The organism is Streptomyces sp. NPDC030809, from assembly GCF_055572195.1.
This window is the reverse complement of record NZ_JBVIDV010000002.1, coordinates 248,221-263,041: the sequence shown is the minus strand read 5'-3', so window position 1 is coordinate 263,041 and position 14,821 is coordinate 248,221. Positions and strand designations below refer to the sequence as shown.

10 protein-coding genes are annotated in these 14,821 nt (G+C 72.2%); 3 read left to right on the top strand and 7 right to left on the bottom strand.

Annotated elements, in window-relative coordinates:
- Window positions 1–152: 152 nt before the first annotated feature.
- Together ACZ407_RS03855 and ACZ407_RS03850 are read right to left on the bottom strand one after the other, a co-directional pair.
- Window positions 153–3,467: a S8 family serine peptidase gene (locus ACZ407_RS03855; protein WP_468125220.1), complete on the bottom strand. Its 3,315-nt coding sequence runs from the start codon at window positions 3,465–3,467 to the stop codon at window positions 153–155.
- 216 nt (window positions 3,468–3,683) lie between these two features.
- On the bottom strand, window positions 3,684–4,250 hold the full coding sequence (locus tag ACZ407_RS03850; RefSeq protein ID WP_468125218.1) for a CGNR zinc finger domain-containing protein: 567 nt from the start codon (window positions 4,248–4,250) through the stop codon (window positions 3,684–3,686).
- 166 nt (window positions 4,251–4,416) lie between these two features.
- Between ACZ407_RS03850 and ACZ407_RS03845 the strand changes: the two genes are divergently transcribed.
- Together ACZ407_RS03845 and ACZ407_RS03840 are read left to right on the top strand one after the other, a co-directional pair.
- Complete coding sequence (locus ACZ407_RS03845) at window positions 4,417–4,872, top strand: VOC family protein (protein WP_468125217.1); 456 nt, start codon at window positions 4,417–4,419, stop codon at window positions 4,870–4,872.
- Between the two features lie 102 nt (window positions 4,873–4,974).
- A complete protein-coding gene (locus ACZ407_RS03840) occupies window positions 4,975–5,949 on the top strand; it encodes a pyridoxamine 5'-phosphate oxidase family protein (protein WP_468125475.1) in 975 nt (324 codons plus the stop codon).
- Window positions 5,950–5,985: 36 nt separating this feature from the next.
- On the opposite strand, the gene ACZ407_RS03835 is transcribed toward ACZ407_RS03840, so the two are convergent.
- The gene (locus tag ACZ407_RS03835) at window positions 5,986–6,984 is read right to left on the bottom strand and encodes a hypothetical protein (protein WP_468125215.1); all 999 of its coding nucleotides are present in this window, start codon (window positions 6,982–6,984) and stop codon (window positions 5,986–5,988) included.
- 195 nt (window positions 6,985–7,179) lie between these two features.
- Window positions 7,180–9,735 (bottom strand): aminopeptidase N, encoded by a 2,556-nt coding sequence (gene pepN, locus ACZ407_RS03830; protein ID WP_468125214.1) that lies wholly within the window; start codon window positions 9,733–9,735, stop codon window positions 7,180–7,182.
- Between the two features lie 137 nt (window positions 9,736–9,872).
- Here pepN and ACZ407_RS03825 point away from each other — a divergent pair, with 137 nt between their 5' ends.
- Window positions 9,873–10,520: a mycothiol-dependent nitroreductase Rv2466c family protein gene (locus tag ACZ407_RS03825; RefSeq protein WP_468125212.1), complete on the top strand. Its 648-nt coding sequence runs from the start codon at window positions 9,873–9,875 to the stop codon at window positions 10,518–10,520.
- A gap of 127 nt (window positions 10,521–10,647) precedes the next feature.
- Here the strand turns inward: ACZ407_RS03825 and ACZ407_RS03820 are convergent, their stop codons facing one another.
- From ACZ407_RS03820 to ACZ407_RS03810, 3 genes are all read right to left on the bottom strand, one after another.
- Window positions 10,648–11,304, bottom strand: coding sequence for a superoxide dismutase (locus ACZ407_RS03820; protein ID WP_468125211.1), 657 nt, complete (start codon window positions 11,302–11,304; stop codon window positions 10,648–10,650).
- 168 nt (window positions 11,305–11,472) lie between these two features.
- Window positions 11,473–12,924, bottom strand: a complete 1,452-nt coding sequence (locus tag ACZ407_RS03815; protein ID WP_468125209.1) for an amino acid permease — start codon at window positions 12,922–12,924, stop codon at window positions 11,473–11,475.
- Window positions 12,925–13,153: 229 nt separating this feature from the next.
- On the bottom strand, window positions 13,154–14,560 hold the full coding sequence (locus ACZ407_RS03810) for an amino acid permease (RefSeq protein ID WP_468125207.1): 1,407 nt from the start codon (window positions 14,558–14,560) through the stop codon (window positions 13,154–13,156).
- Window positions 14,561–14,821: the final 261 nt, after the last annotated feature.

The window sequence follows — 14,821 nt, the reverse complement described above, 5'->3', positions numbered from 1 at the left end:
GCCGTGGTGGTTGCCCCCTCCCCCAGGTCCTGTTCCCCCGGGGGGGGGGGGGGAGGGGGGGGGGGGGGGGGGGGGGGAGGGGGGGGGGGGGGGTCTTCCCCCCCCCCCCCCCCCTCCGGCGTCATTTCAGCGACGCGCCACCCGCAACCGCGTTACGGGGTCACGCTCTGGATCTGGACGCTGCCGTTGCCCGCCACCGTGCCGCGGGAGTTGACCAGCGAGACCTCGCCGAAGAACTGGCGGCCCTCGGGGGCCGCGCTGGCGACGAGGACGTTGGCGCCGACCGAGGCGGAGGCGCCGTTGGCCAGGTCCACCGTGGCGGCCTCGTCGACCTGGACGGTGCCCAGCGAGTCGGCGAAGTACACGTCGCGGTAGTCGTACGTGGTGCCGCCGGCGGCGACCGCGTAGCCGATGACCTTGATGGTGTAGGTGCCGGCGGCCGGGTTGGCCAGGCTCACGGCCTCCTCGGAGTCGCCGTCCGCGGAGGAGCCGACCTTCACGCCGTCCTTGTAGACCTCGAGGTCGAGGTCGGCACCCGCGTCGGACACGTTGCCGATCGCGACGTCCAGGCGCTTGGCGCCCGCACCGACGGTGACCTCGGTGGTCTGGGTCTCACCGTTGGCGATGGTGGGCTTGGCCACCTTCGCGGAGCCGAGCGGACCGCCCTTGAGCTTGCCCTGCAGGCCCGCCCAGTTGTTGGTGACGTTCCACTGGACCGGCGCCGGGGTGCCGATCTTCGCCTCGGGGATCACCTTGACCGCCGGGTCGAACGCGGCACCGAGGACCGAGATGTCCACGGTGTACGGGTTGTCGAGCAGCGGGGAGGTGCGGCGCGCCTCGACCTCGATCTCCCAGACGCCCGGCTGCGGGTTCGCGTACGAACGCAGGTCGGGGCGGCAGGTGTTGGCCGGGTTGTTGTAGTTCGGGTAGCAGTTGATCGTCGCGCTGTTCTCGACCGTGGTGCCGTACGGGTGGATCGAGATGAAGCGCGTCTGGCTGCCGGCCGCGAGACCGCCGAGGGCGACCTCGAGGGACTTCGCGCCCGCCGGGACGTTCACGAAGTACGACTTGTGGCTGTTGCGCTGGACCGAGGAGGTCTCGGAGAAGCCGAAGGACGGCTTCGCCAGCTGCTTGGCGACGACGACGGTGGAGAGGATCTGCTTGTCGATGCCCTCGGTGGTCGCGTCGTCCAGCTGCAGCAGGCCGCTGTGCACGCCGGCCGTGGCGGGCTTCGCCTCGACCTTGATGGTGACGGGCTTGTTCAGCGGCAGGGTGACGTAGTCGTAGCCGCCGACGACCTTGAAGGTGCCGTCGTTGTTCCGCCAGGACAGGTCGTGGCGGACGCCGTACTTCGGACCCGAGGTGCGGGTGACGACGACGTTGTAGACCTTCTTCTGGCCGGCCTTCAGGCCGCCCTCGCGGTCGTAGATGCCGGTGCCGAAGCCCGGCTCCTTCAGGAACTGGTCGAGCGCGGTGTCGACCGGCGCCTTCACGGTGAAGTCGTGGGCCTTCGCGCCGCGCTGGACGGAGTCCCAGGCCGCGTTCACGTCGATGAGGCCCGCGCCCTGCTCGTGCGCGCCGTAGCCCTTGATCTTCTTCGCCGTGCTGGTCAGCGCGGTGCGCAGGCCGGCCGGGGAGAGGGCGATCTTGGACTGCTTGGCGGCCGAGAGGAGCAGCGCGCCGACACCGGCGGCCTGCGGCGAGGACATCGAGGTGCCCTGCAGCATGCCGTAGCCGGCCGGGAGGGTGTAGCCGGACTCGGCGACGGGCGCACCCGGCATCCAGGTCTGGATGGTGTTGATCGAGGCACCCGGGGCGGTGATGACCGGCGCCTGGCCGCCGTCCTCACGCGGACCGCGCGAGGAGAACGGGAACATGGCGTACTTCTTGTCCACGCCGGAGCCGTAGTTGGCGGCCCAGGTCTCCTTGGAGACCGCGGCACCCACCGACAGGACCTTGTCGGCCAGGCCGGGGTCGCCGATGGTGTTGACGCCCGGGCCCGAGTTGCCGGCCGAGATGACCAGCTGGACGCCGTAGGTGTCGATGAGGCGGGTGTACAGCTGGGCGCGGGCGTTGTTGCCGTCGTTCAGCGCCGGCAGGCCGCCGATGGACATGTTGACGATGTCCACGCCGCGGTTGACGACCAGGTCGATCATGCCCTCGGTCAGCGCGACGTTGGTGCAGCCGCCGGACCAGGAGCAGGCGCGCGAGGAGACGAGCTTGGCGCCGGGCGCCTGGCCGTTCATCTTGCCGCCGAACAGGCTGTTGGCGGCGGTGATGCCGGCCACGTGGGTGCCGTGCTCGGACTCGATGATGCCGACGTTGACGAAGTCGACCTTCTTGCCGACCCAGTCACCGCCCAGCGGGTCCATCGGGACGTCCTTGCGGATCTCGATGACGAACGGGATCCGCTCGGCCACGTCGGTGGCCGGGTTGTCCGTGCCGAAGTAGCCGACCTGGTAGCCGTCCTTGTACGGCTTCATCGGCTCGTTGTCCGTGAAGTCGCCGTTCTGGTCGGTGTCCACGCGCACGGTGCCGGCGGCCGGGTCGTACAGCAGGCCGAACCTGTCGGTGGTGTCGCCGTCGCGGTTGACGTCTCCGGCCATGTCACCGGTGGCGGTGATCGACTCGGAGAAGCGGCTCCACTGGAAGTTGCCCTCCGGGGCCTTCCAGCTCTGGCCGCCCGCGGAGAAGGTGCCGCCGGCGACCGGGGTGATCTGCGCGCGCCACGTGGCGTCGGCGTCGGTCAGCGGGTCGGTCGCGGTCACCCAGTCGACGATCTTGCGCTCGCCGGTGGTGGTCTTCTGGAGCGCCGGGTGGCCGAGGTCCACACCGGAGTCCAGGATGCCGATGGTCACGCCGCGGCCGTCGGCCTGCGGGTGCGCCTTCACGAAGTCCACGGAACCGGTCTCGAAGGACGGGTTGTACGGGTTCTTCGCCGGGGTGTCCTTGCCGGGGCCCGGGTAGGCCGCGTCGGAGGTGCGCGCGACGGTGCCGTTCTCGCGCTTCGCGTCCGGACGCGGGTCCTCCAGCTTGATCTCCTGGCGCAGGTCGATGCCCGTCACGGAGGAGAGCTTGGCGGCCGCCTTGAGGGCGGCCTCCGCGCCGGCGGTCGGCAGGGTGGCGCGGACGTAGCCGAGCTCGTCGTACGTCTTGCCCACCGAGGCGCCGGCCACTGCGTCGAGCTGCCGGGCCACCTGCTCGGTGGCGCCGGGGGTGGTGGCGACCATCGCGGTGACGGTCTTCTCGCCCTTGGCCTCGGCGTCGGCGAGCAGCTTGGCGTCGTCCGAGCCGAGCTTCTCCTCGGCGGACTTCAGCGGAGCGGTGGCGGCCGGGTCGCCGGCCGTGATCGCGGCGAACGCGGGCACGGGGCCCGCCGCTGCGAGGGCGGCAACCAGGCCCGCCGCGGCCGCGACGCGCGCAGCACGTCTGGCCCCGGATATCGAACTGGGGGATTCGAGGGTCATCAGCATCCCTGATAAGTGAAAGAAACGGTCCGGATTTCGGTGCCGGATGACCGGTCAGCTTTCCGCACGTGACAGGGGTTTGGGGAGGCCTGCCGGAGACGGGTGCCCGTCATGGCGGACACCCGCCAGTGCATGGGATGCGTCAGCGGGAACGTACCGGGACGCACCGGTACGAGTCGCGGGTGTTGAAAGAGTGTCAGAAGTCGACTTGTCTACTCACTGGTCGTCGCGCGAACGGGCGTAGTGGCGCGAGGCTTTTGCCCGGTTTCCGCAGGCCGCCATCGAACACCAGCGCCGGGTCCCGTTCCGCGAGGTGTCGAAGAAGTGCAGGATGCAGGCCCCGTGCGCGCATGCGCGGATCCGGTCGGGCCCGGTGCGCAGCAGGCGCAGGTAGTCGTGGGCCGCGGTCCACGCGGGACCCCAGGCCCGGTCCTCGAACTCGGGCACCTCGCCCGGACCCTCGGCGGTCAGCGTCGGACGCAGCCGGCCGTGTCCGAGCACCTTGTCGACCAGGGCCAGGGCGGTGGGGTCGGCGGGCTCGGCGACCGCCCGGGCGAGGGCCTCGCGGGCGGTCAGCAGGTGGATGAGCGTCGGGGCGTCGGCGCGGAAGCGGTCCGCCAGTCCGGCGCTCTCCAGCCAGACGGCGAGGCCCTCCAGCCGGGTCAGCCCGGCGGCGCCCGCGAACAGGTCCTGGCGCTCGCCCTCGCGCATCCAGCGGGTGTTCAGCAGGTCCAGGGAGACGGGTTCCCCGGTCAGCGGGCGCGGGTCCCTCGTGGCGGCCATCCCGGTCTCCTGTCCGATCCTCCGACGCGGCTAACCACTCAAGCGTACGTGGCCGGTTGACGACTCGGAGACTAACCCCTAAAGTCATTTTCAGAGGTTAGAAAAAAAACCGCGGTTCGAGGCGTGCGGGACCCGCCCGTGCGCCCATCGGAGAGGGGAACCGGTCATGACGACCACCGGCACGCTGACCACCGGACACGTGGGCCTGAACGTCACCGATCTCGCACGCTCGCTCGACTTCTACCGGGAGGCCCTCGGGTTCGAGCTCCTCCGCGAGGGCAAGGAGGCCGGCCGCCGGTACGCCTTCCTCGGCCGGGACGGGACCCTCGTCCTGACCCTGTGGGAGCAGGCCGAGGGGGCCTTCTCCCCGGCCGCCGCGGGCCTGCACCACCTGGCCCTGTCCGCGGCCTCGATCGACGAGGTCCGGGCGTACGAGAGCCGGCTGCGCGCGCTGGACGTGAGGTTCGCCTACGAGGGGGTGGTGGCCCACGCCGAGGGGGCCGCCTCCGGCGGGATCTTCTTCCACGACCCCGACGGCACCCGCCTGGAGATCTCCGCCCCGGCGGGCGCCGAGGACGCGCCCGCCCCCACCGCGGGCGCCCCCACCTGCGGGTTCTTCTAAGCCGCAGCAGGCGCCCGGCAGCCGTTGCCGCCCGCCCGCACCGCACAGCCCGTGCGTGCAGCCCGTGCGCACGCAGTCCAGGCCGAGCAGAAGGAGACCGTCATGGCGGCCGCCGTCCAGTCCACCGGGCCCTACCACCAGGGCTCCCGCACCGTGCAGGACCGGGTCGGGGTCCGCGAGCTCGCCGACCACGTCGGCCGCTCGATCGGCCCGGGCATCCGGGACGTGGCCGCCGCCTTCCTCGCCGCCCGCCCGTTCCTCGTCGTCGGGGCCGCCGATGCGGCCGGCCCCGGCGGCCGGGTCTGGGCCTCCCTGCTGACCGCCGGTCCCGGCTTCGTCCGGGCCACCGGCCCGGACCGGATGTCCGTGGCCGGCGGACTCCCGGCGGGCGACCCGCTCGCCGCGGCCCTGGCCGCACCCGGCACCGCCGTCGGCACCATCGCACTCGATCCGGGCACCCGCCGCCGGATGCGCCTCAACGGAACCCTGGAGCCCACCCCGCGCGGGTTCGCGGTCACCGCGCGGCAGGTCTTCTCCAACTGCCCCAAGTACCTCCAGAAGCGGCAGCCGCTCGCCGTGGCGGAATCCGGTCCCGGCGTCGTCCGACGCGGCCGGGCCCTCACCCCGGACCAGGAGCGGGCCGTACGGGCCGCCGACACCTTCTTCATCGCGACCGCCGGACCCGACGGGGTGGACGCGAGCCACCGCGGGGGCAATCCCGGTTTCGTCGAGGTGCTCTCCCCGGCGGAGCTGGCCTGGCCTGACTACCCGGGCAACGCGATGTTCCTGACCCTCGGGAACCTGGCCGCCGACCCCCGCGCCGGACTCCTCTTCCCCGACTGGGAGACGGGCCGCACCCTCCAGCTCACCGGCCGCGCCCGCACCGCCTTCGCCCCCGACGGCTCACGCACCGTCCGCTTCACCGTCGAGGAGGCGGTGGAGGCCCTCCACCCCGGCCGGCTGCTGTGGAGCACCCCCGAGTACTCCCCGGCCAACCCCCCTGCCCACCCCCGGGCCGCCGCGCCCGCCGACCCCCGGGCCACCCCGCCTGCCAACCCCCCGGCCGAAGCCCTCTGAGCCCCCGGTCCGCCCCCGCCGCCCCTCCGGGACGGCTCACCGCGGCAGGACGACCAGGTACGCCGCCGGCTCGCGGTCGCCGGATGCGGTCAGCGCGGTCCGGATCACCGCGGCCTGCTGCTCGGCGTGGTCCCGCAGCTTGCGCGGGGTGATGTACACGACGGTCAGCCCCAGCCGCTCCAGGTGCTCCCGCTTGCGCGCGTACTCGCTCCACTGGTCGTCCCCGCCCTGCCGCGGGGCCCGCGTGTCCAGCTCCACCGCCACCGCCTGGTCCGGCCAGTACGCGTCCACCCCGCCCAGGTGCGGCCCGCCCGGCAGTCGCAGGTCCACGTTCCACAGCGGGTCCGGCAGTCCGAAGGTCCGCACCAGCTCGAACAGCCGGTCCTCGGCGATGGCGCGGCCCTCGGCCAGCAGCGAGTCCACCGCGTCCACCACGTGCGGCCGGTTCAGCAGCCGCGCCTGCGTCAGCTCGCGCACCACCGCGGCCGGCTCGCAGTGCCCGCCGCGCACCGCCTCGCTCAGCAGCCGCCGTACCGTGCCCGCGTCGTCCAGGTCGGCCACGGCATCGGCCAGCGCCCGGGCCACCGGGGCCACCGGCAGCCCGGTCACCTCCTGGGCGCGCGGCAGGGCGTGCGCCCGCACCAGGTGCACCCAGCCCACCGAGCGCAGCCGCCGGGTGCCGGGCACCAGGACGTCGATCCGGTCCAGGGCGAGCAGCGGGGGAGCGGAGGAGAACCCGTACAGGGCCAGCGCCGCCGCCCCGGTGATCATCGCCTCGCCGCCGCGGCGGGTGGCGTACAGCAGGGCCCCGTGCAGCCGCTCCTCGCTGGTGGGCACGCCCGGGTGCAGCAGGAACACCCCGGGCAGCACCTGCTGCCAGGGGCCGCCGGTCCGGCAGCGCTCGGCGGTGTCGGAGGGGGTGATGCCGTGCTGGCGCAGCTGGCTCACGCTCAGGATCCGCGGCTTGCTGCCGGTGAGGTGCTGGAGCGGGCGGGGGGCCGAAACACCCTGGAAGGTGGGGGAGTTGTGGTTCATGAATCGGAGATTCCCGTTCCCCCCGGGCCTCCTAACCGCTGTTACGCGCTCGTCGACAAATCCGGACAAGCCTGCACTAAAGTACGGGCGTTCGACTGCCGACACTGCGCAGCGGCCCGGTTCGCCGCGCACACGGGTGCGGGCGGGGCAGAGGCTTTCGCCCCCGCCCCGCCCGCACCCCTCACGGCACCCGGATCAGGCCGCGCCCCCGTCGCACGCCTGTGCGCGCAGGGCGCGGGCCAGGTCGTCGCGGGACTCCAGCACCAGGCGGCGCAGCGCCGGCGGGGCGTCCTCGTGCGCGGTCAGCCACGCGTCCGTCGCGTCCAGGGTGGCCTGACCGTCCTGGAGCGCCGGATACAGCCCGCGCACCACGTCCATGCCGATCTGGATGGAACGCTCGGCCCACACCCGCTCGATCGCCTCGAAGTACTTCGCGGCGTACGGCGCCAGCAGCTCCCGCTGCGTCGGCTGCGAGAAGCCCGCGATGGTGGCCTCCACCAGCGCGTTCGACAGCGCGTCCGACTCCACCACGCCGGCCCAGGCCTGCGCCTTCACGGCGGCCGAGGGCCGCGCGGCCAGGCAGCGCACCGAGTGCCGCTTGCCCGAGGCCGTGTCGTCGCGGGACAGCTCCTCCGCGATCCGCTCCGCGTCCGCGAGCCCGTGCGCCGCCAGCGGGGCCAGCATGTCCCAGCGCAGCTCCTGGTCCACGTCCAGCCCGTCGATCCGGGCCGAGCCGTCCAGCAGGCCCGCCAGCAGGCGGAAGTCCGCCTCCGTGGTCGCGCAGGCCGCGAAGAAGCGGGCCCACGTCAGCTGGTGCTCGGAGCCCGGCTCGGCCAGCCGCAGCTCGTGCAGCGCGCCCGCCGACAGCTCCCGGGCACCCTGCGGGCGCCACTCCGGCGCCGCGTAGTGGGTGACCGCCGTACCCGCCTGGGTGTGCAGCATCTGCAGCACGCCCACGTCGGACTCCCGGCCCGCGAAGGCCAGCACCAGCGAGACGAAGTCCCGGGCGGGCATCAGGCCGTCGCGGGTCATGTTCCACAGTGCCGACCAGCACAGCGCCCGCGCCAGCGGGTCCCGCAGGTCGCCCAGGTGCTTGCGCAGCGAGGCCAGCGAGCCCTCGTCGAAGCGGATCTTGCAGTAGGTCAGGTCCTCGTCGTTGACCAGGACCAGGTCGGGCCGCTCGGCACCCGCCAGGGCCCCTACCTCGGTGCGCGCCCCGGCCACGTCCACCTCGGCCTGCGCGTAGCGCACCAGCTCGCCCGCCTCGTGCCGGTACAGGCCCACCTGCACCCGGTGCGGGCGCAGCCGCTCGCCGTCCTGGAGCACGGCGAGCCCGGTGATCCGGCTGCCCTCGGCGTCGTACGCGACCACGGGGGTCAGCGAGTTGACCCCGGCCGTCTGGAGCCAGGCCGCCGACCACTCGGCCATGTCCCGGCCGGAGACCTCGGCCAGCACCGTCAGCAGGTCGTCCAGGGTGGTGTTCCCGTAGGCGTTGGCCTTGAAGTAGCGGCGCGCGCCCTCCAGGAAGGCGTCCCGGCCGACGTACGCGACGAGCTGCTTGAGGACGGCCGCGCCCTTGGCGTAGGTGATGCCGTCGAAGTTGAGCTTCGCGTCCTCCAGGTCGCGGATGTCGGCCGTGATCGGGTGCGTGGAGGGCAGCTGGTCGGCGCGGTAGGCCCAGGCCTTGCGGCTGTTCGCGAAGGTGACCCAGGCCTGGTCGAAGCGGGTGGCCTCGACCAGCGAGAAGGAGCCCATGAAGTCGGCGAAGGACTCCTTGAGCCACAGGTCGTCCCACCACTGCATGGTGACGAGGTCCCCGAACCACATGTGGGCCATCTCGTGCAGGATCGTGTTCGAGCGCCGCTCGTAGGAGGCCCGGGTGACCTTGCCGCGGAAGATGTACTCCTCGCGGAAGGTGACCATGCCGGGGTTCTCCATGGCGCCGAGGTTGTACTCGGGCACGAAGGCCTGGTCGTACTTCCCGAAGGGGTAGGGGAAGTCGAAGTTCTCGTGGAAGAAGTCGAACCCCTGCTTGGTGATCAGGAAGATGTCGTCCGCGTCGAAGTGCGGGGCGAGCCCCTTGCGGCACATGGCGCCCAGCGGGATCGTCAGGTCCCCGCGGGTGTAGGTGTCCGTCACGTAGTGGTACGGGCCGGCCACCACGCAGGTGATGTACGTGGAGATGGGCGCGGTCTCGGCGAACCGGCGGGTGTCGCCCTCGCGGGACTCCTCGGCGCCGTTGCTCCAGACGTGCCAGTCCGCCGGCGCGGCCACCTCGAAGCGGTAGGGGGCCTTGAGGTCCGGCTGCTCGAAGTTGGCGAAGACCCGGCGGGCGTCGGCCGGCTCGTACTGGGTGTAGAGGTAGACCTCGCCGTCCTCCGGGTCGACGAAGCGGTGCATGCCCTCGCCGGTGCGGCTGTACGCGCAGTTCGCGTCGACCACGAGGACGTTCTCGGCCGCCAGGCCGTCCAGCGCGATCCGGGCCCCGTCGAAGACGGCGGCCGGGTCCAGCTCCCGCCCGTTGAGGGTGACGGTGTTCACCGAGGGGGCCACCAGGTCCGCGAAGCTGGACGCCCCGGGCACGGCGGAGCGGAAGCGGATCGTGGTCACCGAGCGGAAGGTGCGCGGCCCGTCGGCCGGTTCGGACTCGTCCACCGCCGAACGGAGGTCGAGCGAGACCTCGTACGCGTCGACGGAGAGCAGCTCGGCCCGCTCGCGGGCTTCGTCGCGGGACAGATTCTCACCAGGCACGGGCACTCCTTCGTGCAAGTTCGCCTTCAAGGATTGATCGCCCAGATCCTCCCACGGGGAATGCGCCGGTCCTCGGGCCGGTTGGCCAGGGGGACGCCCATCCACGGCGTACGGGAACGAACACGCAGAGGAGAGACATGTCCGACACCCAGGTGCGCGAGAAGACCCCCGTCGACTTCTGGTTCGACCCGCTCTGCCCCTGGGCCTGGATGACCTCGCGCTGGATGCTGGAGGTCGAGAAGGTCCGCGACGTCGAGGTGCGCTGGCACGTGATGAGCCTCGCCGTCCTGAACGAGAACAAGCTCGACGAGCTCCCCGAGGTCTACCGCGACCTGCTCGGCGCCAAGGGCTGGGCCCCGGTCCGCGTGGTGACCGCCGCCCAGCAGAAGCACGGCGACGAGATCACCGGCAAGCTCTACACCGCCCTCGGCACGCGGATCCACAACGAGGGCCTCGGCCCGACCCGCGAGGTCATCGCCGCCGCCCTCGACGAGGTGGGCCTGCCGGCCGAGCTGCTCGCGTACGCCGACTCCGACGAGTACGACCTGGTGCTGCGCGAGTCGCACGCCGAGGGCATCGACCGGGTCGGCCAGGACGTGGGCACCCCGGTCATCTCCGTCCCCGGCTCGGACGGCAAGGACGTGGCCTTCTTCGGCCCGGTGGTCACCCCGACCCCGCGCGGCGAGGACGCGGCCCGGCTCTGGGACGGCACCCTGCTGGTCGCCGCCACCCCGGGCTTCTACGAGATCAAGCGCAGCCGCACGGCGGGCCCGTCGTTCGAGTAGGCGCGCCCGCAGTACGGGAAACCCCCCGCCGAGTCACGTCCTCGGCGGGGGGTTTCCTGTTACGCACGTCCGCCGGTGAAAGGTGAGAAGACGATCACGAGGCGGACGGTCCCGGGGGTGCGGCCGGTCAGCCCTTGGCGGGGATCAGCAGCGGGGTGTTGGCCTTGGCGTCGGCGTACCGCTTCGCCACGTCCTGCCAGTTGACGACGTTCCACATCGCCTCGATGAAGTCCACCTTCTGGTTCTTGTACTGGAGGTAGAAGGCGTGCTCCCAGGCGTCGAAGACCAGGATCGGGGTGCTGGCCACGCCCACGTTGCCCTGGTGGTCGTAGACCTGCTCGACGAGCAGGCGGCCGCTGACCGGCTCGTACGCGAGCACGCCCCAGCCGGAGCCCTGGGTGGCCGAGGAGGCGAAGGTGAGCTGCTTCTTGAAGGCGGCGAAGGAGCCGAAGGACTCGGTGATCGCGTCGGCGAGCTCGCCCACGCCGTCGGCCGCGGTGGGCTCGCCGCCGCCCTCGCCGGTCTTCGGGCTGGCCATGTTGTGCCAGTAGATGCTGTGCAGGATGTGGCCGGAGAGGTGGAAGGCCAGGTTCTTCTCCAGGCCGTTCAGCGCCGCCCAGTTCTCCTTGTCGCGGGCCTCGGCCAGCTGCTCCAGCGTGGTGTTGGCGCCGGCGACGTAGGCCGCGTGGTGCTTGTCGTGGTGCAGCTCGATGATCTGCGGGTTGATCACCGGCTCCAGCGCCGCGTAGTCGTACGGCAGTTCGGGAAGCGTGTAGATCGGCATACGTGAATCGGTCCCCTCGGCATGCTCACTGCTATTGCAATCAATGCGCAACTGCACGCTAGCAGTATCTATTCTGCTGATCATGTAAGGGTGACCTCACTCCGGCATGCCCGAAGGCCCCCGGCGCGGTGGCGCCGGGGGCCTTCGGGGGAGCGGGCGGGTTCGGGTTCAGCCGGCCGTGCGACGGGCCGCGGCCCGCTGGAGCGCGTACCCGGTGAGGGCCAGCGCGAGGGTCAGGCCGCCGGTGAAGACCACCTGCACCCGCGTGTCGGCGTCCCAGGCCATCAGGCCCAGCACCCCGGCCACCCCCGCCAGGGCCGCCCACGTCAGGTAGGGGAACCCCCACATGCGCACGACCAGCTTCTCGGGCGCCTCCCGCTCGGTCCGGCGGCGCAGCAGGAACTGGGAGACCGCGATGAACCCCCAGACGATCAGGATCACCCCGCCCACCATGTTCAGCAGCCAGGCGAACAGGGTGTCCGGGTACCAGTACGACAGCAGCACGGTGACGAAGCCGAAGCCGGAGGAGGCCAGCACCGCCCGGCGCGGGATCCCCCGCGGGGCGGCGGCCAGCGCCCGGGGCCCCTGGCCGCGGGCCACGAGCGAGTACGCCATCCGGGAGGAGCCGTAGATGTTCGCGTTCATCGCGGAGAGCAGTGCGGCCAGGATGACCACGTTCATGACCTGGGCCCCGCCCGGGACGCCCAGCCGGTCCAGGGCCGCCGCGTACGGGCCCTGCTCGGTGACGGCCGGGGAGTCCCACGGCACCAGGGTGACGACGACCAGCATCGAGCCGACGTAGACGACCGCGATCCGCCACATGGTGGTCCGCACGGCCTTGGCCACCCCGCGCACCGGGTCCTCGGACTCGGCCGCCGCGATGGTGACCGTCTCCAGCCCGCCGTAGGCGACCACCGAGGCGAGCAGTCCGACGAGCAGGCCGCCGACCCCGGTCGGCAGGAACCCGCCGTCGCCGAGCAGGTGGCTGGTGCCCGGGGCCTCGGTGCCCGGCAGCACGCCCAGCACGGCCAGCGCCCCCAGCCCCAGGAACAGGGCGATGGCCCCGATCTTCAGGGCGGCGAACCAGAACTCGAACTCGCCGAAATTGCGCACCGCGGCCAGGTTGCTGCCGCAGAAGAAGGCCATGAAGACCAGCACCCACAGCCAGGAGGGGGTGCCGGGCAGCCAGCCCTGCACGATGTGCGCCGCGCCGATCGCCTCGATGGCCACGCCCACGCACAGCAGGGTCCAGAACATCCAGCCGACGGTGAACCCGGCCCACGGTCCGATGGCCCGCTCGGCGTGCACCGAGAAGGAGCCCGAGGCGGGGTTGGCCGCGGACATCTCCCCGAGCATGCGCATCACGAACATGACGAGCAGCCCGGACGCCGCGTACGCGAGCACGATCGAGGGCCCGGCGGCCGCGATGCCGGCGCCGGAACCCACGAAGAGCCCGGCGCCGATGACCCCGCCGAGGGCGATCATCGAGAGGTGGCGCTGCTTGAGGCCGTTCGACAGCGGGGGGCCGGCGGCGGGGCCGGCCGGGGAGGCGCCGGGGGAGCCGGCCGCCGGGGCGGGGGCCGGCTTCCCCTCGGGGGGCGTGAGCGTGCTCTGGGGCATGGAGGTGCCTTGTCCGGTTGCGGTGGGACGGGGAGGTGATGCCCCAGTCTGCGCCGTGTCCGATCATCGGACGGATCTCGTCCGCTATTCGGACACCGGGATGACCGCACGTGATCGTTCCCGCACCCCGGAGCCGCCGCAGGCGCGCTCCGGACACGGCGATGCCCCCGTACCCGGCGGGTACGGGGGCATCGCACGTCAGGACGGGATGCGGGGAGTCCGCGAGCGGTCAGACCCGGCTGCTCTCGCGGGCCCCGCCGCTCTCCTCGCGGAGCCCGTGGCCCCGGTACTCCCGCCAGAACGCCACGGCCACCACCACGGCCGTCGCCCCGCCCGACCACAGCAGCTGCGGGCGGGCCGCGTCGTCGAAGAGCATCAGCACCAGCACCACGGCCATCGCCGCCAGCGCCGCCCAGGTCAGGTACGGGAACGCCCACATCCTCAGGACCAGCCGCTCGGGCGTCTCCCGCTCGATCCGGCGCCGCAGCATCAGCTGCGAGACCGCGATCAGCGCCCACACGAACAGCAGGACCGCGCCCACCGCGTTGAGCATGTAGAGGAACACCGACTTCGGCCACAGCAGGTTCAGCACTACGGACACGAAGCCGAAGGCCACCGACGCGAACACGGCCCGCCGCGGCACCCCGCCGCCCGACACCGCGAGCAGCGCCTTCGGCGCCTCCCCGCGCTCGGCCAGCGAGAAGATCATGCGCGAGGACCCGTACAGGTTGGCGTTGAGCGCCGACAGCAGGGCCACGAACACGACCACGTTCATGATCTGCCCGGCCGAGCCCACCCCGATCGAGTCGAGGACCGCCACGTACGGGCTGGAGTCCGGCTCCGCCGAGCGCCACGGCAGCAGGGTCACGATCACCAGCATCGAGCCCACGTAGAAGAAGAGGATGCGCCACACCGCACTGCGCACCGCGCGCGCCACCGAGCGCGCCGGGTCGTCCGACTCCGCGGCCGCGATGGTGACGACCTCCAGGCCGCCGAAGGCGAAGACCACGGCCAGCACCCCGGAGACCACCCCGGACCAGCCGTTCGGCAGGAAGCCGCCCTGCCCGGTGAGGTTCGCGAGGCCGACCGGGTCGGTGTCCGGCAGCACCCCGGCGATGGCCAGCGCGCCCAGCACCAGGAACAGCACGATCGCGCCCACCTTGAGGGCCGCGAACCAGAACTCGAACTCGCCGAAGTTCTTCACCGCGGCCAGGTTGCTGGCGGTGAAGAACACCATGAAGGCCAGCACCCAGGCCCACTGCGGGACCCCCGGCACCCAGCCGTGCGCGATCTTCGCCGCGCCGGTGGCCTCCACCGCGAGCACGACGACGAGCAGGAACCAGTACAGCCAGCCCACCGAGAACCCGGCCCAGCGGCCGAGCGCCCGCTCCGCGTGCACGGAGAAGGAGCCGGAGGCGGGCATCGCGGCGGACATCTCGCCCAGCATCCGCATCACCAGCATCGCCAGGGCGCCGGCGAGCAGATAGGACACGATGATCCCGGGGCCGGCCACGGAGATCCCGGCGCCGGAGCCGACGAACAGGCCGGCGCCGATCACCCCGCCCAGGCCGAGCATGGTCAGGTGGCGCTGTTTGAGGCCGTGGGACAGCGGCTCCGGGGGCAGCGGATCGTGCATGAAGGTGCTCGTACTCTCAGAAATGAGGCGGCTGTGGGGATCCGCACGATTGGCGGGATCCCACAGTCTCCCCGAGTGGTGGTCATGGACGCAAAACGGAAGTCTCACGCAACAGTGCTCGTGATGTGTATCACCCCTCCTCCGGCGTGGCGCCGCTGCTTTGTCAAATCCCCACCAACACCGGTGACCAGGCTTTGTGGCCGCGCGACGGTGATCGCCGCCGCGGGCCGCGGATAGCGTCGCGGTGTCCCTCCCCAAGCC

What these genes read in the sequence shown, in the direction of transcription:
- ACZ407_RS03820 (WP_468125211.1), bottom strand. Translation starts at nt 11,304, where the DNA reads ATGCCGATCTACACGCTTCCCGAACTGCCGTACGACTACGCGGCGCTG.
- ACZ407_RS03810 (WP_468125207.1), bottom strand. Translation starts at nt 14,560, where the DNA reads ATGCACGATCCGCTGCCCCCGGAGCCGCTGTCCCACGGCCTCAAACAG.
- ACZ407_RS03840 (WP_468125475.1), top strand. Translation starts at nt 4,975, where the DNA reads ATGGCGGCCGCCGTCCAGTCCACCGGGCCCTACCACCAGGGCTCCCGC.
- ACZ407_RS03815 (WP_468125209.1), bottom strand. Translation starts at nt 12,924, where the DNA reads ATGCCCCAGAGCACGCTCACGCCCCCCGAGGGGAAGCCGGCCCCCGCC.
- ACZ407_RS03850 (WP_468125218.1), bottom strand. Translation starts at nt 4,250, where the DNA reads ATGGCCGCCACGAGGGACCCGCGCCCGCTGACCGGGGAACCCGTCTCC.
- ACZ407_RS03845 (WP_468125217.1), top strand. Translation starts at nt 4,417, where the DNA reads ATGACGACCACCGGCACGCTGACCACCGGACACGTGGGCCTGAACGTC.
- ACZ407_RS03835 (WP_468125215.1), bottom strand. Translation starts at nt 6,984, where the DNA reads ATGAACCACAACTCCCCCACCTTCCAGGGTGTTTCGGCCCCCCGCCCG.
- ACZ407_RS03825 (WP_468125212.1), top strand. Translation starts at nt 9,873, where the DNA reads ATGTCCGACACCCAGGTGCGCGAGAAGACCCCCGTCGACTTCTGGTTC.
- ACZ407_RS03855 (WP_468125220.1), bottom strand. Translation starts at nt 3,467, where the DNA reads ATGACCCTCGAATCCCCCAGTTCGATATCCGGGGCCAGACGTGCTGCG.